Raw genomic sequence first — 20722 nt, 5'->3', positions numbered from 1 at the left:
ACAGCTCCGGCCAGGCTTGCAAGAACCGCTTTGCGGAGAAAGGCAATCAATCCGTTCAACTTCAGTCGTCCGTTGTAAATAAGTTTGATACGCGCTGCCGGAAAGCCGCGATTCGGAAGCGAAAACTAGCATGAACCTACATTATGTGCGTAATTAGGGCGTGTCCGGCGCGTGACAGTAAGAGCTAAAATAAAAATTTTGGCGGATTCCGGGCATGGAATGTCGAAACCCATCTGGATTCACGCCCCCAGTCGTTGTAACACGGCTCCGGATTGGGTCCGGAAGGGGCTAAAATCCCCAAGGTCACGCTGTTGCCGCATTTTCAAACCAGTGACGGTCTATCGCTGACTTAAATACAGAACGGGAACTATAGATCAGAGCGTTGAAAGGAACCTGTTGATCATGTCCAGCACGAAGACAATCGCTGCCGCATCTGCCATCGCTGGCGCGTTCGCCCTGCTTGCCTCCGCGACGATGCCTGCATCCGCGCAGCAGCCGCCGCAGGGCTGGTTCAAGGTCTGCTCGAAGCAGGAAGACAATGATATCTGCAACACGCAGAACATCGTCACCGCGGATTCCGGCCAGCTTCTGACCGCCGTTAATCTCATCGAGATCAAGGGCAAGATCAACCGCAAGATCTTTCAGGTAACTGTTCCTATCGGTCGTCTGATTCCCGCCGGTGTCGGCCTCCAGATCGACAACAACAAGCCGGTCAAGCTTGAATATGGCATCTGCTTCCCGGATCGCTGCATTGCCGAAGCTCCGCTGACCGACGATCTCATCAATGCGCTCAAGAAGGGCAGCAAGCTGACCCTGACGTCGGTCAACTATCAGAACAAGCCGAATCCGATTCCGGTTGCGCTCACCGGCTTCTCCGGCGCGCTCACCGGCCCGGCGCTCAAGCAGTCGGAACTGGAAGAGCGCCAGAAGGAACTTCAGGACGCCGTCCAGAAGCGCCAGAAGGATTTCGAAGCCAAGATGAAGGCTGAACAGGACAAGGCAAAGGGCGCTGCCAACTAAGCTGGTGTCCGTCAGAGAGTTATAGAAAAGGGGCGCTTCGTGCGCCCCTTTTATTTTAAGCTATTTTCTTAGGAAAAAGCTCTATCTCAGTTCGAATGCTGGGACTTTACGCGATAAGAGCCATTGTCCAGCCGGTCGAACATCTCTTCGATCTGCGGATGGCGCAGCGGTTCGCCGCTGGAATCCGGCACCAAATTCTGCTCCGACACATAGGCAACATATTCGGATTCCGCGTTTTCAGCGAGCAGATGATAAAAAGGCTGGTCGCGATGCGGGCGCGCTTCTTCGGGAATGGACTGATACCATTCTTCCGTGTTCGCAAATTCCGGGTCGACGTCGAAAATGACACCGCGGAAGGGGAACAACCGATGCCTGACGACCTGACCGATCTGAAATTTCGCGTGTTTTATCTGTGTCATGCTCATGCAACATTATGTAGTTCACCGCCGGATAAATTAAAGTCGGCGCAAACAGGCAATTCTGTCAGTGGGATAAGCCGTGATCGGCTTTAGCTGGACCGTTTTCCATTGCGCCGGTCCGGAAGGCTCGGCCATTTCGGAAGCAAATGCGAGAAACCGCTGCCGGGGCGAAGTCCTTCCCGCATGAAGAAAGCGCGCAACGGCGCGAATGAGCGCAGCATTTCCAGCCCCAGGCCACGCATGATCTGGGCCGGAAGCATGCCGGAAAGCAGCGAACGGTTGAGCGCATCGACCGATCCGGTCCGGGCCAGAATGTCGGGCCGCCTTGCACGATCATAGGCGCGCATCACCCGATCGGCTCCCGGATCGACCGGGTCGCTCTCGATGGCCTTGACCAGCGTTTCGACGTCGCGCGAACCCAGATTGAGGCCCTGCGCGCCAATCGGCGGAAATACATGTGCGGCTTCACCGATCAGGATGGTGCGTTTGGCTGCAAAGACATGGGGCACAAGGCCCGAGAGAGGCCAGGCTTGCGGCTTGATGTCGAGCGTGATCTTGCCCAGCATGGACTGCATCATATCCTCGATGCGCTGCGCGAGCGCGGTTTCGTCCAGCGCGAGCAGCGCTTCGGCGCGACCGGGATTGACCACCCAGACAAGGCTTGAGCGCTTGCCTTTCAACGGCACCTGCGTAAACGGGCCTTCCTCTGTATGGAATTCCGTCGAAATGTTCTCATGGTCGATCTCATGCGAAAACGACAGAACCACGGCCGTCTGCGGATAGCTCCAGCGGCGCGTGCGGATGCCCGCCGCCTCGCGGGCCATGGAGTTGCGTCCGTCCGCTGCTACGACAAGCCGCGTATGCAGCGTGTCGCCACCGGCAAGGGTGATCGTTGCATGATCGCCATTGTGGCGATATTCGATGACGGACGCATTGAGGCGTTCAATATTGGGGTGGCGTGCAACCGCGTCGGCCAGTTTCGCGTTCAAAACGGCATTGGGGATATTGTAGCCAAAGGCCGCTTCATCGATTTCGCCCGCGCGGAAAGTCACGGCAGGGCTTCGCACGAGGCGTCGCGTCGCGTCGATAATGCGCATGGAAGCAAGGGCTGCCGCTTCCGGCTCGATATCCGACCAGACACCCAGCCCATCCAGCAGCCTGATGGCCGGCATCATAAGCGCTGTGGTGCGACGGTCGCCCTTGTCGGTCTCCGGTCCCAGCAATATGGTCCGATAGCCCTTCGCGCCAAGCGCAAGCGCGGCCATCATTCCGGCCGGCCCGCCGCCGCTGATGACAATGTCGGTGAGAGGCTTGTTCACAACAAGATCGGTCATCGTGTTTCATCCTTCGCCCGGCTTTGAGGGCATCATGGCCTTTCGCAACTTGTAACGCATCGTCGGATGATTCCAACCGGATGCGTTTGAGCCGCACTTAAACCGAATTGCAGCCAAAAGGCCATTCTTCCGTGGGATTATGGCGGATTTGCCTCATGCCTTACTTGCTCTTTTGTGCTGTTTCAGGGAAAGCTGCTGCAGGATCACGGCTTTTCCCGGACTGGACAAGTTCTTGGTGGTCCCGAGAGCGGGGAGCGGCAGTCTGTTTGGTGTATGCGTTCCCCGATAGATGAAATATGCTCGCCGCCTCGGGGTTATACCGGGCGGGACATGCGCGGCGACAAACTGAAATGGCGGACGGCGTGAAAACCAGACTGACCGGAAAACTCAAAGCCAAGAAAGTCACCGCGCCGCAGGCCAAGGCGTTTTCGGTTCATCTTCTGACGGCATCGGGTTCGTTTCTGGCTTTCCTTTCCATCGTGGCGGCCAGTGACGGGCGCTATACGGCGATGTGGTGGTGGTTGGGGCTGGCGCTTTTCGTCGATGGCATCGATGGCCCGATCGCCCGCAAGCTCGAGGTCAAATATGTCCTGCCGAACTGGTCGGGCGAGCTTCTCGACAATATCATCGACTATGTCACCTATGTGCTGATACCGGCTTTCGCGCTCTATCAAAGCGGTTTCATGGGGACGAACCTGTCTTTCATCTCCGGCGCCATCATCGTGGTGTCGAGCGCGATCTATTATGCCGATACAGGCATGAAGACGAAGGAGAATTTCTTCAAGGGCTTCCCGGTCGTCTGGAACATGGTCGTCTTTACGCTCTTCATCGTCAGGCCGGGCGAATGGGTGGCTTTCGCAACGGTTGTGGTTTCGGCGATCCTGTCCTTCCTGCCGATCAATTTTCTGCATCCGGTGCGGGTCGTGCGCCTGCGCCCGCTCAATCTCACGGTTTTCCTCCTTTGGTGCGCCTTTGGCGCGGCGGCGCTCTATTATACTTTGGATGCGCCTTTGTGGGTCCGCATCGGCATTTCCGTGACGGGGCTTTACATCTATTTCATCGGGGCGATCATGCAGCTTTTCCCGAGCCTGGGGCAGGAAGCAGCTCTTGCCAAGGCCCGCAAGCTTGTCGAAAAGAAGCAGAAGAGTGGAGACGCACCATGATCAATGCCATTCGCGTTCATCACACCGGTGGACCGGACGTCATGCAGTATGAACAGGTCGAAATCGGCGAACCCGGTCCGGGCGAGGCGAAGGTGCGCCACGAAGCCGTCGGGCTCAACTTCATCGACGTCTATTTCCGTACCGGGCTCTACAAGGCGGCCCAGATGCCGTTCACGCCCGGCAATGAAGGTGCCGGTACGGTCATCGCCGTTGGTCCAGGGGTTGACGATGTTCGCGTCGGTGATCGCGTTGCCTATGTTGCAACGCCCGGCTCCTATGCGGATGAGCGCATTCTGCCGGCCGAACGGCTGGTCAAGGTTCCCGATAATGTGGACCTGAAGACCGCTGCTTCCATGATGCTGAAGGGCATGACGGCGCAATATCTTCTGCGCCGCACCTTCAGGGTCGAGCCGGGCCAGACGATCCTGTTTCACGCTGCCGCCGGTGGTGTGGGGCTGATTGCCGGGCAATGGGCGAAACATCTTGGCGCTACCGTCATCGGCACGGCAGGATCGGAAGAAAAGATCGCATTGGCCAGAAAGCACGGCTACGATCACGTCATCAACTATCGCACCGAAAACTTCGCCGAGAAGGTGAGGGAACTGACTGACGGGGCCGGTGTCGATGTCGTTTATGATTCCGTGGGGCGCGATACCTATATGGGCTCGCTCGACGTCTTGAAGCCGCTTGGCATGTTTGCCTGCTTCGGCCAGTCGTCGGGCGTCATTCCGCCATTCGACCTCGGCATTCTGGCGCAGAAAGGCTCGCTCTTCGCGACGCGTCCGACACTGTTCAATTATATCGCCAGGCGCGCCGATCTCGAAAAGTCGGCAGCGGAGCTTTTCGATGTGGTGGGAAGCGGCGCGGTCAGGATCGAAATCAACCAGACCTACGCGCTCAAGGATGCGCGCAAGGCGCATGAGGATCTGGAAGCCCGCAAGACGACGGGAACCACCATTCTGCTGCCATGAGCAGCATATGATTGCAGCGGTGTGCATATGTCTACCGCTGCTTGCTTTTGGGCTTTTCAAGAGCAGACTTGCTGGATAAGGTCGCTCGAAAATACAAACGGGGAACAATGACAGCGCCTTCAACCGACCGGCCCCTTCTGGATGTCCGCCGGCTCACGAAACTATTCGGTCAGCTTCGGGCCTGCGATGGTGTCGATCTCACCATCGGGGAGGGTGAGATTCACGCGCTTCTGGGAGAAAATGGCGCCGGAAAATCCACTTTCGTGAAAATGCTGTTCGGTGCGCTCCAGCCCCTTGAAGGCGAAATTCTCTGGAAAGGCCAGCCGGTCACGATAGACGAACCCGCCATTGCAAGAAAACTTGGCATCGGCATGGTTTTCCAGCATTTTTCGTTGTTCGATTCCCTGACTGCCGCGGAAAACATCGCTCTCTCGCTTGATCGTTCGCTGCCATTGGCCGAAGTCGCCAGGCGGGCGCGGGATGTCGGCAAGACCTACGGCCTGCCGGTCGATCCGCAGGCCCATGTCGGCGATCTGTCGGTTGGCGAGCGCCAGCGCATCGAGATCGTGCGCTGCCTTCTGCAAGAACCCGATCTCATCATTCTCGATGAGCCGACATCGGTGCTGACGCCACAGGAAGCCGACAAGCTGTTTGAAACGCTGGAGCGCCTGAAGGCCGAAGGCAAGTCGATCCTTTATATCAGCCATCGTCTGGAAGAGGTGAAACGGCTTTGTGACCGCGCAACCGTGCTGCGACATGGCAAGGTGGTGGCGCATTGCGACCCGCGCAAGGAGACGGCTGCGTCGCTTGCCCGCATGATGGTCGGCAACGATATCGACGTCGTGGCCCGCAGCCCCATTGCGGCCGTCAATGCCGGCAATGACATGCTTCTGGAAATCGGATCCCTGTCGCAACCGCCGCGTGGCCCTTTTTCAGCCGCGCTGAAGAATATTTCGCTGTCGGTCGCCGCGGGCGAGGTTGTCGGCATCGCCGGTGTGGCGGGCAACGGGCAGGGCGAGTTCTTCGAGGCTGTGTCCGGTGAAGTGTTGCAGTCGGCCCCTTCGACTGTGCGTATTCGCGGGAAGGATGCGGGCAAGGCCGGCATCAGCGAAAGGCGCATGATGGGTGCGGCCTTCGTGCCGGAGGAGCGGCTTGGTCATGGCGCTGTTCCGACAATGTCGCTCACCGACAATCTGTTTCTGTCCCGTTACAGGACGGATGCGAAAATGTTTCTGCGCGGCGGCAGGCTGAAATTGATCGCTGAAAGCGCGCTTCGCTCGACTGCAAAACGCATCATTGAACGGATGGATGTGCGCAAGAGTGCGGACAATCCGCCCGCATCGGCACTTTCGGGCGGAAATTTGCAGAAATTCATCATCGGGCGCGAGCTTGACCGTTCGCCATCGGTCATGGTCGTCAACCAGCCGACATGGGGCGTCGATGCGGGGGCAGCGGCGCATATCCGCCAGGCGCTCGTCGATCTTGCGCGGTCCGGCTCCGCCGTTCTCGTCATCAGTCAGGATCTCGATGAGCTTCTTGAAATCAGCGACCGCATCGCAGTCATGAACCATGGCCGGCTTTCCGAACCGATGCCGATCGCGGAGGTCACTCTGGAGAAGATCGGACTTCTCATGGGCGGTATTTCCGGAGAGGCTGCATGATGCGGATCGAACTCGTCAAACGCCCGCAGCCATCGAAACTTTTCAGCGCCCTGTCGCCATTGCTTGCGCTGTCGCTGACGCTGGTTTTCGGCGCTGTTGCCTTTGCCCTGATGGGCAAGGAACCGCTGCATGCGCTCTATGTCTTCTTCGTCGAGCCGCTTTTCGATATCTGGTCATGGCATGAGCTTCTGGTGAAGGCCGCTCCGCTTATCCTGATCGCGGTCGGCCTTTGCGTGTGTTTTCTGTCCAACAACTGGAATATCGGCGCTGAAGGCCAGTTCATCATGGGCGCCATTGCCGGTTCAATCCTGCCGGTGATGTTTCCCGATCTGGAATCCTGGGTGGTTCTGCCTGCGATGATGCTGATGGGAATGGCGGGCGGCGCGGCTTATGCTTCCATTCCGGCCCTTTTGAAAGTGCGCTTCAACACGAATGAAATCCTCACCAGCCTCATGCTGGTCTATGTCGCGCAGCTCTTTCTCGACTGGCTGGTGCGCGGGCCGTGGCGCAACCCGGAAGGCTATAATTTCCCGGAAACGCGCCAGTTCAACGATAGCGCCATTCTGCCGGAAATCTGGAGCGCATCGGGCCGCGCCCATTGGGGCTTCATCTTTGCGCTCGTTGCGGCGGTTGCGGTCTGGTTCCTGCTGAAACACACGCTCAAGGGGTTCGAGATCAAGGTGATCGGCCAGAGCCCGCGCGCAGGGCGCTTTGCCGGTTTCAGCGCGGGCAGGATGGTGTTCTTTGTTTTCGCCCTCTCCGGCGCGCTGGCAGGGCTTGCGGGCATTGCGGAAACCTCCGGCGCCATCGGCCAGCTTCGCCCGGTCATTTCTCCGGGCTATGGTTTCACGGCAATCATCGTGGCGTTTCTGGGACGTCTCAACCCATTGGGGGCGATTGCAGCCGGTCTGGTGCTGGCGCTTTCCTATCTTGGCGGCGAAGCGGCACAGGTTTCCATCGGCATCTCGGAAAAATCCGCGCGCGTGTTTCAGGGCATGATCCTGTTCTTCGTGCTTGCCTGCGATACGCTCATTCTCTATCGCATTCGCTTCATATCCGCAGCCCGAGCGGGAAAGGCCTGATCTCATGGATTTGACACAGGCTATTCTTCTCACGATTGCAACGGCGGCGACACCGCTTCTGATCGCGGCCATTGGCGAACTGGTGGTGGAACGCTCCGGCGTTCTCAATCTCGGCGTCGAGGGCATGATGCTGATGGGGGCGGTGTCCGGTTTCGCCATTGCGCAGATGACCGGCTCGGCCTGGCTGGGCCTGATTGCAGCCGTGCTGGTCGGCATGCTGTTTGCGGCGATCTTCGGCTTTCTCACGCTCACGCTTGTCACCAATCAGGTGGCGACCGGCCTTGCGCTCACCATTCTGGGTGTCGGCGCATCGGCCCTGCTTGGCGAAAGTTTTGTCGGGCTTCCGGGCGTGCGGCTGAACCCGATCCATATTCCCTATCTGACGGACCTGCCGCTTGTCGGGCGCTTCCTGTTCGGCCAGGACCCCATTTTCTACATGTCCATTCTGCTGGTCATCGGCGTGGCGTGGTTCCTGTTCCGCACGCGCGCGGGCCTGACCCTGCGCGCCATCGGCGACAGCCATGGCTCGGCCCATGCGCTTGGCGTGCATGTGGTGCGCACGCGCTATCTGGCCGTGCTGTTCGGCGGAGCCTGTGCCGGACTTGCGGGCGCGCAGCTTTCGCTCGTCTATGTGCCGCAATGGGTGGAAAACATGACGGCTGGCCGCGGCTGGATCGCGCTGGCGCTTGTCGTTTTCGCCTCATGGCGGCCATGGCGCGTGCTGATCGGCGCTTATCTGTTTGGCGCGGTGACGATCGGCCAGCTTCATGCGCAGGCGCTGGGCTTCGGTCTGCCGTCACAGTTTTTGTCAGCGCTGCCCTATCTTGCGACGATTGTGGTGCTGGTCATCATCTCGCGCAACAAACGCCTGACGATGATGAATACGCCGGCTTCGCTCGGCAAGCCCTTCGTTCCGGATCGATAGAACAAAGGGCTTAAGCGTAAACGCAAACCATCCCAAGGGTTTTCGTTTTGGTTAGTGGGTAAAACAAGGAGTGCAGGGATCATGAAAAAGACGCTTATGGCGATTGCCACCGCCGCCAGCTTTATGCTCGGCGGCGCGGCGCATGCAGAAGAAAAACTCAAGATCGGCTTTATTTACATCGGACCTCCGGGCGATTTCGGCTGGACCTACCAGCACGATCAGGCCCGCAAGGAGCTGGTCGAAGCACTTGGCGACAAGATCGAAACCACCTTTCTGGAAAACGTGCCGGAAGGTGCCGATGCCGAACGCTCCATCGAGCGTCTGGCGCGCGCCGGCAACAAGCTGATCTTCACGACGTCGTTCGGCTATATGGACCCGACGCTCAAGGTCGCCAAGAAATTCCCGGACGTGAAGTTCGAACATGCGACCGGCTACAAGACCGCCGACAACATGTCCGCCTATAATGCGCGCTTTTATGAAGGCCGTTATGTGCAGGGCGTGATCGCCGCCAAGATGTCGAAGAAGGGCGTGGCTGGTTACATCGCTTCCGTGCCGGTGCCGGAAGTCGTGCAGGGCATCAATGCGTTCATGCTCGGTGCGCAGTCGGTCAATCCGGATTTCAAGGTCAAGGTGATCTGGGCCAATTCCTGGTTCGATCCGGGCAAGGAAGCCGATGCCGCGAAGGCCCTGATCGACCAGGGCGTCGACATCATCACGCAGCACACCGATTCCACCGCCGCCATTCAGGTGGCGCATGATCGCGGCATCAAGGCCTTCGGCCAGGCTTCGGACATGATCAAGTTCGCGCCCGATACCCAGCTTACCGCTGTCGTGGACGAATGGGGTCCGTATTATATCGACCGCGCCAAGGCTGTCCTCGATGGCACGTGGAAGAGCCAGAACATCTGGTGGGGCATGAAGGAAGGCCTCGTGAAGATGGCGCCCTTTACCAACATGCCGGACGATGTGAAGAAGCTGGCTGAAGAAACCGAAGCCAAGATCAAGTCGGGCGAGCTGAAGCCTTTCACCGGCCCGATCAAGAAGCAGGACGGCTCTGTCTGGCTGAAGGATGGCGAACAGGCAGACGACAAGACGCTGCTCGGCCTCAACTTCTACGTCGCTGGCGTGGACGACAAGCTGCCGCAGTAAAATCGGCAAAAGAGAAGGGCGCCCAAAGCGCCCTTCCTGTTTTATTGCCGGGGATTGAAGCTGTCTGTTAAAGCGATAGCTTAAGTCCCTCATGGCTGTCGGTGAAGCCGAGCGAGCGATAGAAACGCAGCGCATCGGTGCGTGATTTGTCGGTGGTGAGCTGCACCAGACCGCAGCCGCGGTCACGGCATTTTTCAATCGCCCATTCGATCATCTGGCGGCCAATGCCGCCGCCGCGAACATGGCTTGCAATGCGCACGCTTTCGATCTGCCCGCGCCACATGCCCATCCGCGACAGGCCGGGTATGAAGCTTATCTGCATGCAGCCGATAATCCCGCCATCCTGTTCAACGACGGCAAGAAGCTGATTGGGATCGGCATTGATTGCCGCGAAGGCGCTGCGATATTCATCCCTCAAGGGGTGGCTCGCATCTTCGCGCCTTGCGCCGAGAGCGTCATCGGCCAGCATGGCGACAATTGCCGCCACATCGGCTGAGACGGCTTGTCTGATCGTTATGGCAGCTTGCGCTGCCATCAGACCGCGATGCCATGCAGATCGTAGGCGTCGCTTGCCTCGATTTTCACCGTCACGATGTCGCCGACACGCAGCGGGCGGCGCGACTGGATGTGCACGCTGCCATCGATTTCCGGCGCGTCGTAGCGCGTGCGGCCCTTGCCAATGGTGCCGTTTGCTTCATCGATGATGACCGGCAGGCGCTTGCCGACCTTCTTCTTGAGAAGATTGGTCGAAATCTGCTGCTGCTTGGCCATGAAACGATGCCAGCGGGCTTCCTTCACCTCTTCCGGCACCTGCTCAAGGCCGAGATCATTGGCCTTCGCGCCCTTGACCGGCTCATATTTGAAGCAGCCCGCGCGTTCGATCTTGGCTTCGTCGAGCCAGTCGAGAAGCATCTGGAAGTCTTCTTCCGTTTCACCCGGATAGCCGACGATGAAAGTGGAGCGCACGGCCAGATCCGGACAGGTTTCGCGCCAGGCCTGAATGCGGCGCGAAGTCTTTTCCTGATGCGCGGGACGGCGCATGTTTTTCAGGACCGCCGGCGAGGCGTGCTGGAAGGGAATGTCGAGATAAGGCAGGATCTTGCCTTCCGCCATCAGCGGAATGACTTCATCGACATGCGGGTAGGGATAGACATAGTGCATGCGCACCCAGACGCCCATCTCGCCCAGTTCACGCGACAGGTCGAGGAATTTGGTGCGAACCGTGCGGTCCTGCCACATGGCCTCCTGATATTTGATATCAAGGCCATAGGCGCTCGTATCCTGCGAGATGACGAGGATTTCCTTCACGCCCGCCTTGACCAGCTTTTCGGCTTCGCGCAGCACCTGGTCGATCGGGCGCGAGACGAGATCGCCGCGCAGCGCCGGAATGATGCAGAAGGAGCAGCGGTTCGAGCAGCCTTCGGAAATCTTCAGATAGGCATAATGGCGCGGGGTCAGCTTCACACCCTGCGGCGGCACCAGATCGACAAACGGATCGTGGGCGGGCGGCGCGGCCTCATGCACCGCGTTCATCACGCTTTCATAGGCCTGCGGGCCGGTGATGGCGAGCACATTGGGATGCCGTTCGCGGATGACGTCCGGTTCCGCGCCGAGACAGCCGGTGACGATCACCTTGCCGTTTTCGTTGAGCGCAAGGCCGATGGCCTCAAGCGACTCGTCACGCGCGGAATCGAGAAAGCCGCAGGTATTGACGATCACGAGGTCCGCGCCGTCATGCTTGCGGGAGATTTCATAGCCCTCGGAGCGAAGACTGGTGATGATGCGTTCGGAATCGACAAGCGCCTTCGGGCAGCCAAGAGAAACGAAACTGACGCGCGGTGCGCTCATTGGAAGAACCTTGCATATATCGGAAATTGCGCGCGCAATATCACGATAAGGGGGCAACGGTAAAGTTGAGATGACAAAAAAAGCCGGAGCGCAAGGCTCCGGCTTCGCATTGCAAGGCAGGAATTGACTTATTCTGCCTGGTCGGCCGGAGCCGCATTGAGCTGGCCGTAACGCTCTTCGCCAATCTTGGCGAGAAGGTCGAGCTGGGTTTCGAGGAAGTCGATATGGCCTTCCTCATCGGCCAGAAGCTCGTCAAAAAGCTGCTTGGAAACATAGTCGCCCAGTTCGTCGCAGATTTCGCGGGACTTCTTGTAGGAAGCGCGTGCGTCATATTCACCGGCCAGATCGGCTTCGAGGACTTCCTTGACGTTCTGGCCGATGCGCAGCGGCGCTACGGTCTGCAGGTTCGGGTGCCCCTCAAGGAAGATAATGCGGTCAATCAGCTTGTCGGCATGCTGCATTTCTTCGATGGATTCCTCACGTTCCTTCTTGGCAAGACGCGTGAAGCCCCAATCGTTGAGGAGGCGGTAGTGAAGCCAGTACTGGTTTACAGAGCCAAGCTCGAGGAAAAGTGCCTCGTTAAGCCGCTCGATGACCTTTGGTTCGCCTTTCATTCCATGAACTCCCGAATTTGTCGCGTAGAGAACGTACACGATCCATGAACTGGACCACGTTTTCGTCCATTTGGTTATGACGAAGATGATACTCTTCAGTCACCCTTATGATCGTTTCCACGACGTTTGGGAAGCAGCCACAGCAACGGCCGCGCTTGGACATGGCATTATAGACGGTGCCGGGTACAATAAGTTGCCAGCAATCCTGATCGAGAAGCTCGATCACAACCGCTTCAATATCTTTATCGGTAATAACGTTGCAGCTGCATACTAACATGAGAAAATATCTCCCATGTCGGAAAGGCAGCAATCAGACGCGAATGGCATCGGGTGGAGAGACTTTACCGGCTCACTGTGTACTTCAACTGTACGGCTGCTTGAAAAAACATGCAGCTTTATTTCATTTTTGGCGCAAGGCCGAACTGAACCGATCAAGGGTTCCTCCAATTGCAAGGGTTAAAGGCCCGAACATCAAAGGCAGTACTTGCGTGGGACTTTTAAAACCCACCAAATTAAGTCAGGTTATGGCCGGTGAAGCTCCCGCCTGTCAATTTGTATGTTTTTGAAACGTTCTAAAAATCAATGGTTTGGAATTGTTCTAAATATGAGTTAACTGCCCATCTTTAAACGACATTCGGCAATTTACGACCGTCATGGCGGCGTCATTTGAATGCCGCCATGACATTATGCGCTATTTTGACGCACCTTGTGGATAGGCGGTCCTTCGTCGGTCAGGAACCGAGAACGGCGCTGAAACCTTCAAACTGCGGCGGGCCCATATAGAGCGGCTTGTTGTCTCCGGCATTGCGATGCGCATCGCGGAACTGCTCGGACCTAGTCCAGGCGACGAAGTCGTCGCGATTGCGCCACACCGTATGCGAGGCGTAGAGCGTGTAGCCTTCTTCTTCATTGGTTGCGCCGCGCAGAAGGTGAAAGCTCTCGAAACCGGGAAGTTCGGACAGTTTCGAGTCGCGGTTTTTCCAGACAGTCTCGAAGTCGGCCTCGCTGCCGACGCGAACCTTGAAGCGATTCATGGCTATGAACATTGCTGATCCTTTTCCATCCGGTTTGGGATTGGCTACTTTATACAGTTATGCAATTTCCGGCGGGTGCAGAGGTAGGATCCGCACCCGCCGCGTCACATCCCAGGATCAGAAGGCCACCGCGGTCAGGTTGGCCGGCCCTCGCGGATGTGACGATTGTGCGGGAGGCGAGAACGCCTCCCGAAATTTCAGAACTGGAACTGCGTCGAGACGAGGAATGTGCGTCCGCGACCGGAACCATAGGTGCTGAGAGCAGGAGTATACTGCTTATCGGCAATATTGAGCACCTGCAGCGAAAGGTCGACCGTGTCGGTGAATTTGTACTTCGCGAAGACGTCGACCAGCGTGTAGGGATCGGTGCTGTTTCCGGTGATGCTCCTGCCGCTCGAAACATGCTGAACCCGCAGACCGCTCTCAAGCTTGCGTTCGAAGAAGCGTGCACCGGCTGTAACCGTTACGACATCTTCCGGCAGATACTGGTTTGCCCCAAGCCCCGCTGTCTGCGGCGGCAGTTTGGAGGTGGAGTGCGTATAGGCGATGCCACCGAAGGCGAAGCCCGCATCGTAACGGGCGTCGAGTTCGAAGCCTTTCACATCGGATGTGCCATCCACATTGATGAACTGGCTGTTGGTGCTGGAGGCCGTGATATAGTCCTCGACACGCATCATGTAGTAATTGGCCTTGATGCGCAGACCGTCTTCGGCGGTAAGGATGCCGTCGCGCGCGATATTGACGCCGAATTCCCAGCCGCGCTGCTTTTCAGGGCGCAAGTCCGGATTGCCGTGGAAACCGGCCATACCGGCATGGGCCACGCCGCCAAGGAAGGTTTCCTGCAAGGTCGGCGAGCGCATGGAATGCGCATAGGTGATATAAGGCTGCAGCCAGTCGGTCACATTATAGGCAACAGTGACCTTGGGGCTGAATTCGCCATCGCTGTTCGAAATCGCGCTGTCTTTGCTTTCAAGCCTGAAATAATCGTAGCGCAGGCCGGTGACGACCTGCAAGGCTTGATAATTCCAGGTTGCTTCCGAGAAAACCGCTCCCCGGTTGGAGGTGGCGTCGGTCGGATTGACACCGGTAATGTTGCCGCCAGCATGATCGCGATTGATTTCAAAGCCGTTCTTCCACGCCAGCGCCACATCGCCAAAGGTGAAGCGTGACGTGTTCGAGGCGGTCATGCCGGTGGTGTCGGTTGCAATCTGACGCCCGACATAGCTGCCATTGCCGCCCACCCAGTTCTGCAACGTGCTGTTGTGATAGAGGTTGACGTCAAGGTCGATGAGATTGTTGTCGGACGGACTGTAATTATACTGGGCGAAGAAGGTGCGGTTTTGCAGGAACATATCGTAGATCGTATAGGTTCCGGGGCGACGACCTTCAGCATATGTGCCGTAATGGTTGTTGTAGAGCACGCCGCCCAGCGTCAGCTTCTGGTCTTCACCGAGGCCGAATTCGGCCTTGAACAGGCCGGACGTCAGTTCCTCGCCGGACTTCTGCACGGTCACGCCGTCGCCGTTCTTGTAATCGTCGGCATCGTGGCGGCTGATGGCCGCGACAAGCCCGATGGAATTGACGCGTGCAGCCCCCGCCAGCATTTCCGAGAATCCGGTGCCATTACTGCCCCAGGAAGCGCGGCCGAGAACGCCCTTGTCCTTGCCGTCCAGAATGACATCATCGACGCCGAGTGTGCGGAAATTGACGCTGCCTGCAAGGGCGGTGCCGCCTTCGGTCGTGACCGCGCCGCGCGTCACGTCTATTTCGGACAGCAGGTTCGGGTCGATATAAGCATAGCCCTGCGCATCATGTGCTGTGTTGCGGTAGTTCTGGGGCACACCGTCGATCATCATATTGACGCGGCCTGAACCCTCGAAGCCGCGAATATTGACGGCGACACCCGGATTGGACGCGCTCTGAAGGGTGAACACGCCGGCGGTGCCGCGCAGCACATCGTCCAGTTTCGCACCGCCAAAGCGATCGATCGCTTCACGGTCGATCCTGTTGACCGGCGCCGCAACGGAGGTCGGCGCCTGCGCGTCATTTGCGCGGCGAATGGTGATTGTCTTCAGCGCGACGCCAGAGGCCTCTTCAGAGGCTTTCTGTTCCTGCGCAAAGGATTGTGACGTCATCGCCACTAGAATGACAGCAAGCCCCGTGCCTGCCAGAAATGAATGTGTGTGAACCCCACCAGTCGCCCGCATTTCCAATGTTTCCCTTGTGATCCAGACGCGCCTCGCCAGCCCGAAGGGGTGACGAGAAACCAAAAATTTCAATTGTTTATGCCTGCTTCTTCCGGAAGAAGGCCGCGTGCTGGCTGGAAAGAAAACGTCTCCCTGGCTTGCGCGGAAAAGCGAGATTTAAACTTGACTCGTTTATTCCAGTAATGCAGTGATTAGTAAACATGACTCATGTTGTCAACAAAACAAATTGGCGAATATCCCGTGGCAAAAGCCGATGTTGAGGCGAGACAATGAACAGGCGAATCCATATCGACATGCAGGTGCGCTTACCCCGCGGCCCCGTCTGCGAGCGAACCGCAAATCGCATTCCTGAAAGCCAGCTCGGCCGCGATGCAGCCGGGACCGCGCCGGTTCAGATAAAACCGCGCCTCGGCCAGAGCGCGCTTCAGCCGCAATTGAAAACCTATGGCAGCCGCGAGCTCTTCGACGGTTGCCGGGAGGTGGGCATAGAGCACGGAGGCTCGCTCTATCGCCTCAAGATCACCCGCCAAGGCAAGCTCATCCTGAACAAGTAGGCAACCAGCATATGACTACCCAATCCAGACCCTCCCCAGAGCAGATTCTCAAGGCACGGGCAGATAATCCGAAAATGCGCGAACGTGATTTTGCGCAAAGCCTCGGTCTATCGGAAGCCGATTTCGTGGCGGCGCATTGCGGGCAGGATGCAACGGCGGCAATGTCGGCGCGGCGTATCCGCGCCGATGTCGAAACGCTTCTGAACCGCATTGGGGCTGTCGGCGAGATCATGGCCCTGACGCGCAATGAAAGCGTGGTCCATGAAAAGATCGGGCCATTCGAGAAGACGATCTGGGGGCCGCATGCTTCACTGGCGCTCGGCAAGGAGATCGATCTGCGCATTTTTCCCAAGCATTGGGTCCATGGTTTTGCGGTGGCCAAGCAGGATGGCGAAGCAACGCGCCGCAGCCTGCAATTCTTTGATGCCACGGGCGAGGCGGTCTTCAAGGTTCATCTGCGTCCGGCTTCCAATGTTGAAGCCTATGAGGCGCTTGTCGCCGACCTGCTGTTGGACGACCAGTCGCAAGCCATAAAAACCAGTGCGCTTGCGCCAAGGGGACCGAAGGCCGATGTGTCGCTTCTCGATATCGATGCCTTCCGCGAACGTTGGAGCGCTTTAACCGATGTGCATCAGTTTGTCGGTCTGCTCAAGGATTTCGGCGTGGATCGCCATCAGGCGGTGCATCTTGCCGGGCATGATTTCGCATGGCGTGTCGATACGTCGTCGGTCGAGGCCATGATGAACCATGCCGTGCAGGAAAAGCTGCCGATCATGTGCTTTGTCGGCAGCCGCGGCTGCATCCAGATTCATACGGGCCCGATCCACGAGATCAAGATGATGGGGCCCTGGCTGAATGTATTGGACCCGACATTCCATATGCATCTGCGCATCGACCGCATTGCCGATGTCTGGGTTGTGCGCAAGCCGACCAAGGACGGCCATGTGACATCGCTGGAAGCCTATGACGCCAATGGCGAACTGATTGTCCAGTTCTTCGGTGAGCGTCATGAAGGCGAGGCAGAACTGGCCGATTGGCGCATGATCGCGGAAAATCTTCCGCGCCTGCCGCAATCGTCTGCGGCATAGGGGGGCGGCGATGTCGTTCCCTTTCCCGCGCATCAGGCGTGACGCTACGCTCATGGCCCTTGCATTTCTGCTGTCGGCTGGCAGTGCTTTGCGCGCCGAAACGGTTGACCATTTTGCCGACACGTCGCGCATCGTTTCCGTCGGCGGCTCGCTGACGGAAATCGTCTATGCGCTTGGTGCGCAAGAGATGCTCGCGGCGCGTGACCAGACCAGCACCTATCCCGATGCGGTGAAGAGGCTTCCCGATATCGGATATATGCGCCAGCTTGCCCCCGAAGGCGTGCTCTCGGTCAATCCGTCCGGCATTCTGCTTCTCGAAGGCAGCGGCCCGCCGGATACGCTCGATGTCTTGAAAAAGGCGTCTGTGCCGATGGTCGTCGTACCGGAGACTTTCACCGGCGAAAGCGTCGGCCGGAAAATCGAGATCGTGGGCAAGGCGCTTGGCCTTGAAGACAAGGCCAGGACGCTTGCGGCCGATGTCTCGCGCGATATCGAAGCAGCCGGAAAGGCCGCATCCGGCCACAATCCGCGCAAACGTGTGCTTTTCGTTCTGTCGGCCCCAGGCGGGCGCATGATGGCGTCCGGTACGGGCACGGCGGCCAATGGCATGATCGTTCTCGCCGGCGGTGTGAACGCCATCACCGAATATCAAGGATATAAGCAGCTTACCGACGAGGCTGTCGAGAAGGCCGCGCCCGACCTGATCCTGATGATGGATATGGGGGCGGACGCAATGACGCCGGAAACGCTGCTGAAGAACCCGCTTATCGCCGCAACCCCGGCGGGGCGCGACAAGAATGTCGTTTCGATGGACGGGGCTTATCTCCTTGGTTTTGGTCCGCGGACCGGCGCTGCCATTCGTGAACTTTCGGCAAAACTCTATGGCGCTCCTGCGGGGCAATAGGTCAGGATTGCGGGTTTGAAGCACGTAGGCCTGATTGCAAGGATTATTGAAAATGACCAGCCAGGGTCGCGTGGCGCGCCAACAGCGCCTTGCAGCGTGCCACTTAGAAAACGATACAGATCATATGGCGGGAGACCGCGCGGCGCGTGCGCGGTTGAGCATTGTGTTCCTCGCGGTCGCTTTATGCGCTGCGGCCCTGTTCAGCCTCACGGCTGGCGCTTCGGATGCGTCCGTGCTTTCGGTTCTGCGCGCTCTGACCTCCTCCGCTGCAGTCGAGAGCGCGGACGCATTTCGCCGTGACCATCTGATTATCATGGAGATCCGCCTGCCGCGTATCGTGATGGGCATGTTGATCGGTGCGGGGCTTGCCGTTTCCGGTGCCGTGATGCAGGGGCTTTTCCGCAATCCGCTGGCCGATCCGGGACTTGTGGGCGTTTCCGCCGGTGCGGGTCTCGGCGCAGTTTCCATGATCGTGCTTGGCGGGACGCTGCTTGCGCCGGTCATCGCAGTCCTGGGCGTTTACGCCTTGCCGCTCGCCGCCTTTCTCGGCGGGCTTGCCAGCACCTTGCTGCTTTACCGGGTGGCGACACGGCGCGGGCGTACTTCCGTCGCAACAATGCTGCTTGCGGGTATCGCACTTGGCGCGCTGGCGGGTGCTGCGACCGGCGGGCTGATCTATCTGGCCGATGACCGGCAATTGCGCGACCTGACATTCTGGGGTCTCGGTTCGCTTGCCGGTTCCACCTGGACCAAGATCGGCGCCGCCGGGCCGGTCATTGCCGTCATTCTCGTCTTGTCGCCACTGCTTGCCCGTGGTCTCAACGCACTGGCTTTGGGGGAAGCGGCTGCCGGCCATCTCGGCGTTCCGGTGCAGCGCATCAAGAACATTGCCATTGTGACCGTCGCCGCCGCCACCGGCGCAACGGTGGCCGTTGCAGGCGGGATCGGCTTTGTCGGTATTGTGGTGCCGCATATGCTGCGCCTCAGCATCGGGCCGGACCACCGCTATCTCCTGCCGGCATCGGCCCTTCTGGGCGCCACGCTTCTGCTTCTGGCGGATGCGGTGAGCCGCACGATCGTCGCCCCGGCTGAATTGCCGATCGGCATCGTCACCGCGCTTTTCGGAGCGCCGTTTTTCCTCTGGATATTGCTGCGCCAGCGCGGCCTGCTCGATCTGTGAGGCTTGCATGATTGAAACAAGAGCCCTTTGTGTCAGCCTGTCGGGAAAGACCATCATCCGCGACATCGACTTTTCGGCAAGACCGGGCGAGGTGACAGCCATTGTCGGGCCGAACGGGTCCGGCAAGACCACGCTGCTGCGCGCCCTTTCAGGCGATATCGCCTATGAAGGAGCGGCTTATCTCGATGGCCGGTCCTTCGCGGATTTCAAACCGTGGCAGATGGCGGCGCGCCGGGCGGTGCTGCCACAGGCAAGCGCCTTGTCGTTTCCATTCACGGTTCGCGAGATCGTCACTATCGGGCTTACCGGCGGCTATAGCGGCGTTTCTCGCGACGAAGAAAAACGCCTGCCCGATATCGCCTTGCAGAAGGTCGATCTCACCGGCTTCGGCGGGCGGCTTTATCAGGAATTGTCGGGCGGGGAACAGCAGCGCGTGCAGCTTGCCCGCGTTCTCTGCCAGGTCTGGAAGCCGATGGTGGACGGAAAGGCCCGCTATCTGTTTCTGGACGAGCCGATTTCAAGCCTGGATATCCGCCACCAGATCGTGGTGATGCGGATCGCGAAGGATTTTGCGGCGGCGGGCGGCGGGGTGATCGCGATCCTGCACGATCTCAACCTGACCGCCATGTTCGCCGACCGTATTGCGGTCATGAGCAGGGGCAGGCTCGACGTGATGGGATCGCCGCGGGATGCATTGACCGACGAGCGCCTCGAACGTGTCTATGAATGTTCGCTGCGCGTCGGTGTTCCGCCAGAAAAGGGAGTGCCTTTCGTGCTGCCGCAATCCGTCTGTCGCGCAGCCGCAAACTAAAAAGCCCGGCATCAAGCCGGACTTTTCGGTTCAAGCCATGCGCGGGCAATCAGCTCGCCACGCGCTCTTGTTCCATTTCATCAAGACCAAGCAGATGACGCACATTCGGGCGCGCCTTGACGAGGTCTGCGATGCTGTACTTCATCAGCACGCCGAAGAAGGCATTGAGCGCCTCACGCAGCGCGGAATTGAGCGCGCAGCTATCGACCAGCGGGCATTCGGTGGCATCGTTTTCGAAGCACTCCGCCATGGCGAAGTTTTCTTCGGTCACGCGCACGACATCGAAGAGCGAAATGTCCTTCGCCGCCCGTCCAAGACGCACGCCGCCATTGCGACCGCGCACGGTTTCAACCAGCCCATGCTCGACCAGCGGCTGGAGAATCTTGAACAAAAACAGTTCTGAAACGCCGTAAGCTCGCGCAATTTCGGGAATACGGCTGAGCTTGCCGTCATTGGCTGCACAGTACATGAGCATACGAACCGCATAATTCGTCTGGCGGGTAAGACGCATCACTGTTCCTTTCAACACGTCTCGGAGCAACCGGATGTCTCGATGCCGGGGCTGCTCCAATCCTTGAGTTCGCAGTTTCAAACCGAAAACGGTCCATCCCTTTTCCGGAACTGCTCCAAATTCTTGTCTTGTCGCATTCGCGATCCGGAAAGGTTCAAGGCTCGGTCGGATCATGCGCTAAAGCGGGCCTCTGCTTCTTAACCCACTTTAGAATCATTCTTAAAATATATGAAGTCCTTTCTCACCT

The 20722-nt window shown here is 58.5% G+C and carries 21 protein-coding genes; 12 read left to right on the top strand and 9 right to left on the bottom strand.

The window, feature by feature from the left end; genetic code table 11:
* Positions 1-402: 402 nt before the first annotated feature.
* On the top strand, positions 403-1020 hold the full coding sequence (locus AVM02_RS09340; RefSeq protein ID WP_411506690.1) for an invasion associated locus B family protein: 618 nt from the start codon (positions 403-405) through the stop codon (positions 1018-1020).
* Between the two features lie 86 nt (positions 1021-1106).
* Here AVM02_RS09340 and hspQ read toward each other — a convergent pair whose 3' ends face one another.
* Both hspQ and AVM02_RS09330 read right to left on the bottom strand, forming a co-directional pair.
* Positions 1107-1445 (bottom strand): heat shock protein HspQ, encoded by a 339-nt coding sequence (gene hspQ / locus AVM02_RS09335; RefSeq protein ID WP_411506689.1) that lies wholly within the window; start codon positions 1443-1445, stop codon positions 1107-1109.
* 83 nt (positions 1446-1528) lie between these two features.
* Positions 1529-2773: a UbiH/UbiF family hydroxylase gene (locus AVM02_RS09330; protein ID WP_411506688.1), complete on the bottom strand. Its 1245-nt coding sequence runs from the start codon at positions 2771-2773 to the stop codon at positions 1529-1531.
* 350 nt (positions 2774-3123) lie between these two features.
* Between AVM02_RS09330 and pcsA the strand changes: the two genes are divergently transcribed.
* The 6 genes from pcsA (at position 3124) to AVM02_RS09300 (ending at position 9724) form a co-directional block, all read left to right on the top strand.
* The gene (gene pcsA, locus AVM02_RS09325; RefSeq protein ID WP_411506687.1) at positions 3124-3936 is read left to right on the top strand and encodes a phosphatidylcholine synthase; all 813 of its coding nucleotides are present in this window, start codon (positions 3124-3126) and stop codon (positions 3934-3936) included.
* Positions 3933-4907, top strand: a complete 975-nt coding sequence (locus tag AVM02_RS09320) for a quinone oxidoreductase family protein (protein WP_411506686.1) — start codon at positions 3933-3935, stop codon at positions 4905-4907. Before pcsA ends, AVM02_RS09320 begins: the two co-directional genes overlap by 4 nt.
* 107 nt (positions 4908-5014) lie before the next feature.
* Positions 5015-6568, top strand: a complete 1554-nt coding sequence (locus tag AVM02_RS09315; RefSeq protein WP_411506685.1) for an ABC transporter ATP-binding protein — start codon at positions 5015-5017, stop codon at positions 6566-6568.
* Positions 6568-7650: an ABC transporter permease gene (locus AVM02_RS09310; protein ID WP_411506777.1), complete on the top strand. Its 1083-nt coding sequence runs from the start codon at positions 6568-6570 to the stop codon at positions 7648-7650. Before AVM02_RS09315 ends, AVM02_RS09310 begins: the two co-directional genes overlap by 1 nt.
* A 4-nt stretch (positions 7651-7654) precedes the next feature.
* Positions 7655-8575, top strand: a complete 921-nt coding sequence (locus AVM02_RS09305) for an ABC transporter permease (RefSeq protein WP_411506684.1) — start codon at positions 7655-7657, stop codon at positions 8573-8575.
* Positions 8576-8656: 81 nt separating this feature from the next.
* The gene (locus AVM02_RS09300) at positions 8657-9724 is read left to right on the top strand and encodes a BMP family ABC transporter substrate-binding protein (RefSeq protein ID WP_411506683.1); all 1068 of its coding nucleotides are present in this window, start codon (positions 8657-8659) and stop codon (positions 9722-9724) included.
* Positions 9725-9791: 67 nt separating this feature from the next.
* On the opposite strand, the gene AVM02_RS09295 is transcribed toward AVM02_RS09300, so the two are convergent.
* The 6 genes from AVM02_RS09295 to AVM02_RS09270 all read right to left on the bottom strand — a co-directional run bounded on the left by AVM02_RS09295 (position 9792) and on the right by AVM02_RS09270 (position 15427).
* Complete coding sequence (locus tag AVM02_RS09295) at positions 9792-10259, bottom strand: N-acetyltransferase family protein (protein ID WP_411506682.1); 468 nt, start codon at positions 10257-10259, stop codon at positions 9792-9794.
* Complete coding sequence (gene rimO / locus AVM02_RS09290; protein WP_411506681.1) at positions 10259-11572, bottom strand: 30S ribosomal protein S12 methylthiotransferase RimO; 1314 nt, start codon at positions 11570-11572, stop codon at positions 10259-10261. The genes AVM02_RS09295 and rimO overlap by 1 nt, the downstream gene beginning before the upstream one ends.
* 128 nt (positions 11573-11700) lie before the next feature.
* Entirely contained in the window at positions 11701-12186 is a 486-nt protein-coding gene (gene bfr, locus AVM02_RS09285) for a bacterioferritin (RefSeq protein WP_411506680.1), read from the bottom strand.
* Positions 12152-12463 carry a bacterioferritin-associated ferredoxin gene (locus AVM02_RS09280; RefSeq protein ID WP_104756854.1) on the bottom strand — a complete coding sequence of 104 codons (312 nt, stop codon included), beginning with the start codon at positions 12461-12463 and terminating at the stop codon, positions 12152-12154. Before AVM02_RS09280 ends, bfr begins: the two co-directional genes overlap by 35 nt.
* 454 nt (positions 12464-12917) lie before the next feature.
* Positions 12918-13232, bottom strand: a complete 315-nt coding sequence (locus tag AVM02_RS09275) for an antibiotic biosynthesis monooxygenase family protein (RefSeq protein WP_411506679.1) — start codon at positions 13230-13232, stop codon at positions 12918-12920.
* Between the two features lie 185 nt (positions 13233-13417).
* Positions 13418-15427 (bottom strand): TonB-dependent receptor domain-containing protein, encoded by a 2010-nt coding sequence (locus AVM02_RS09270; protein WP_411506678.1) that lies wholly within the window; start codon positions 15425-15427, stop codon positions 13418-13420.
* Between the two features lie 395 nt (positions 15428-15822).
* On the opposite strand from AVM02_RS09270, the gene hemP reads away from it, so the two are divergent.
* From hemP to AVM02_RS09245, 5 genes are read left to right on the top strand one after another with little or no spacing between them, the layout of a single operon-like run.
* Positions 15823-15981: a hemin uptake protein HemP gene (gene hemP, locus AVM02_RS09265; protein WP_411506776.1), complete on the top strand. Its 159-nt coding sequence runs from the start codon at positions 15823-15825 to the stop codon at positions 15979-15981.
* Between the two features lie 11 nt (positions 15982-15992).
* Positions 15993-17069, top strand: a complete 1077-nt coding sequence (locus AVM02_RS09260; RefSeq protein ID WP_411506677.1) for a hemin-degrading factor — start codon at positions 15993-15995, stop codon at positions 17067-17069.
* Between the two features lie 10 nt (positions 17070-17079).
* Complete coding sequence (locus AVM02_RS09255) at positions 17080-17973, top strand: hemin ABC transporter substrate-binding protein (RefSeq protein ID WP_411506676.1); 894 nt, start codon at positions 17080-17082, stop codon at positions 17971-17973.
* 52 nt (positions 17974-18025) lie between these two features.
* On the top strand, positions 18026-19153 hold the full coding sequence (locus AVM02_RS09250) for a FecCD family ABC transporter permease (protein WP_411506675.1): 1128 nt from the start codon (positions 18026-18028) through the stop codon (positions 19151-19153).
* A gap of 7 nt (positions 19154-19160) precedes the next feature.
* Positions 19161-19964, top strand: a complete 804-nt coding sequence (locus AVM02_RS09245) for a heme ABC transporter ATP-binding protein (RefSeq protein WP_411506674.1) — start codon at positions 19161-19163, stop codon at positions 19962-19964.
* Positions 19965-20013: 49 nt separating this feature from the next.
* Here the strand turns inward: AVM02_RS09245 and rirA are convergent, their stop codons facing one another.
* On the bottom strand, positions 20014-20475 hold the full coding sequence (gene rirA, locus AVM02_RS09240) for an iron-responsive transcriptional regulator RirA (protein WP_411506673.1): 462 nt from the start codon (positions 20473-20475) through the stop codon (positions 20014-20016).
* Positions 20476-20722: the final 247 nt, after the last annotated feature.

This window comes from Brucella anthropi (assembly GCF_046630315.1).
Lineage (GTDB): Bacteria > Pseudomonadota > Alphaproteobacteria > Rhizobiales > Rhizobiaceae > Brucella > Brucella anthropi_A.
The sequence above is the reverse complement of the archived record's forward strand: the minus strand, read 5'-3'. Positions and strand labels throughout refer to the sequence as shown.

Bases quoted from the DNA above. Each gene is read 5' to 3' on its own strand.
- AVM02_RS09340 (WP_411506690.1), top strand. From the start codon at position 403: ATGTCCAGCACGAAGACAATCGCTGCCGCATCTGCCATCGCTGGCGCG.
- hspQ (WP_411506689.1), bottom strand. From the start codon at position 1,445: ATGAGCATGACACAGATAAAACACGCGAAATTTCAGATCGGTCAGGTC.
- AVM02_RS09330 (WP_411506688.1), bottom strand. From the start codon at position 2,773: ATGACCGATCTTGTTGTGAACAAGCCTCTCACCGACATTGTCATCAGC.
- pcsA (WP_411506687.1), top strand. From the start codon at position 3,124: ATGGCGGACGGCGTGAAAACCAGACTGACCGGAAAACTCAAAGCCAAG.
- AVM02_RS09320 (WP_411506686.1), top strand. From the start codon at position 3,933: ATGATCAATGCCATTCGCGTTCATCACACCGGTGGACCGGACGTCATG.
- AVM02_RS09315 (WP_411506685.1), top strand. From the start codon at position 5,015: ATGACAGCGCCTTCAACCGACCGGCCCCTTCTGGATGTCCGCCGGCTC.
- AVM02_RS09310 (WP_411506777.1), top strand. From the start codon at position 6,568: ATGCGGATCGAACTCGTCAAACGCCCGCAGCCATCGAAACTTTTCAGC.
- AVM02_RS09305 (WP_411506684.1), top strand. From the start codon at position 7,655: ATGGATTTGACACAGGCTATTCTTCTCACGATTGCAACGGCGGCGACA.
- AVM02_RS09300 (WP_411506683.1), top strand. From the start codon at position 8,657: ATGAAAAAGACGCTTATGGCGATTGCCACCGCCGCCAGCTTTATGCTC.
- AVM02_RS09295 (WP_411506682.1), bottom strand. From the start codon at position 10,259: ATGGCAGCGCAAGCTGCCATAACGATCAGACAAGCCGTCTCAGCCGAT.
- rimO (WP_411506681.1), bottom strand. From the start codon at position 11,572: ATGAGCGCACCGCGCGTCAGTTTCGTTTCTCTTGGCTGCCCGAAGGCG.
- bfr (WP_411506680.1), bottom strand. From the start codon at position 12,186: ATGAAAGGCGAACCAAAGGTCATCGAGCGGCTTAACGAGGCACTTTTC.
- AVM02_RS09280 (WP_104756854.1), bottom strand. From the start codon at position 12,463: ATGTTAGTATGCAGCTGCAACGTTATTACCGATAAAGATATTGAAGCG.
- AVM02_RS09275 (WP_411506679.1), bottom strand. From the start codon at position 13,232: ATGTTCATAGCCATGAATCGCTTCAAGGTTCGCGTCGGCAGCGAGGCC.
- AVM02_RS09270 (WP_411506678.1), bottom strand. From the start codon at position 15,427: ATGCGGGCGACTGGTGGGGTTCACACACATTCATTTCTGGCAGGCACG.
- AVM02_RS09260 (WP_411506677.1), top strand. From the start codon at position 15,993: ATGACTACCCAATCCAGACCCTCCCCAGAGCAGATTCTCAAGGCACGG.
- AVM02_RS09255 (WP_411506676.1), top strand. From the start codon at position 17,080: ATGTCGTTCCCTTTCCCGCGCATCAGGCGTGACGCTACGCTCATGGCC.
- AVM02_RS09250 (WP_411506675.1), top strand. From the start codon at position 18,026: ATGACCAGCCAGGGTCGCGTGGCGCGCCAACAGCGCCTTGCAGCGTGC.
- AVM02_RS09245 (WP_411506674.1), top strand. From the start codon at position 19,161: ATGATTGAAACAAGAGCCCTTTGTGTCAGCCTGTCGGGAAAGACCATC.
- rirA (WP_411506673.1), bottom strand. From the start codon at position 20,475: ATGCGTCTTACCCGCCAGACGAATTATGCGGTTCGTATGCTCATGTAC.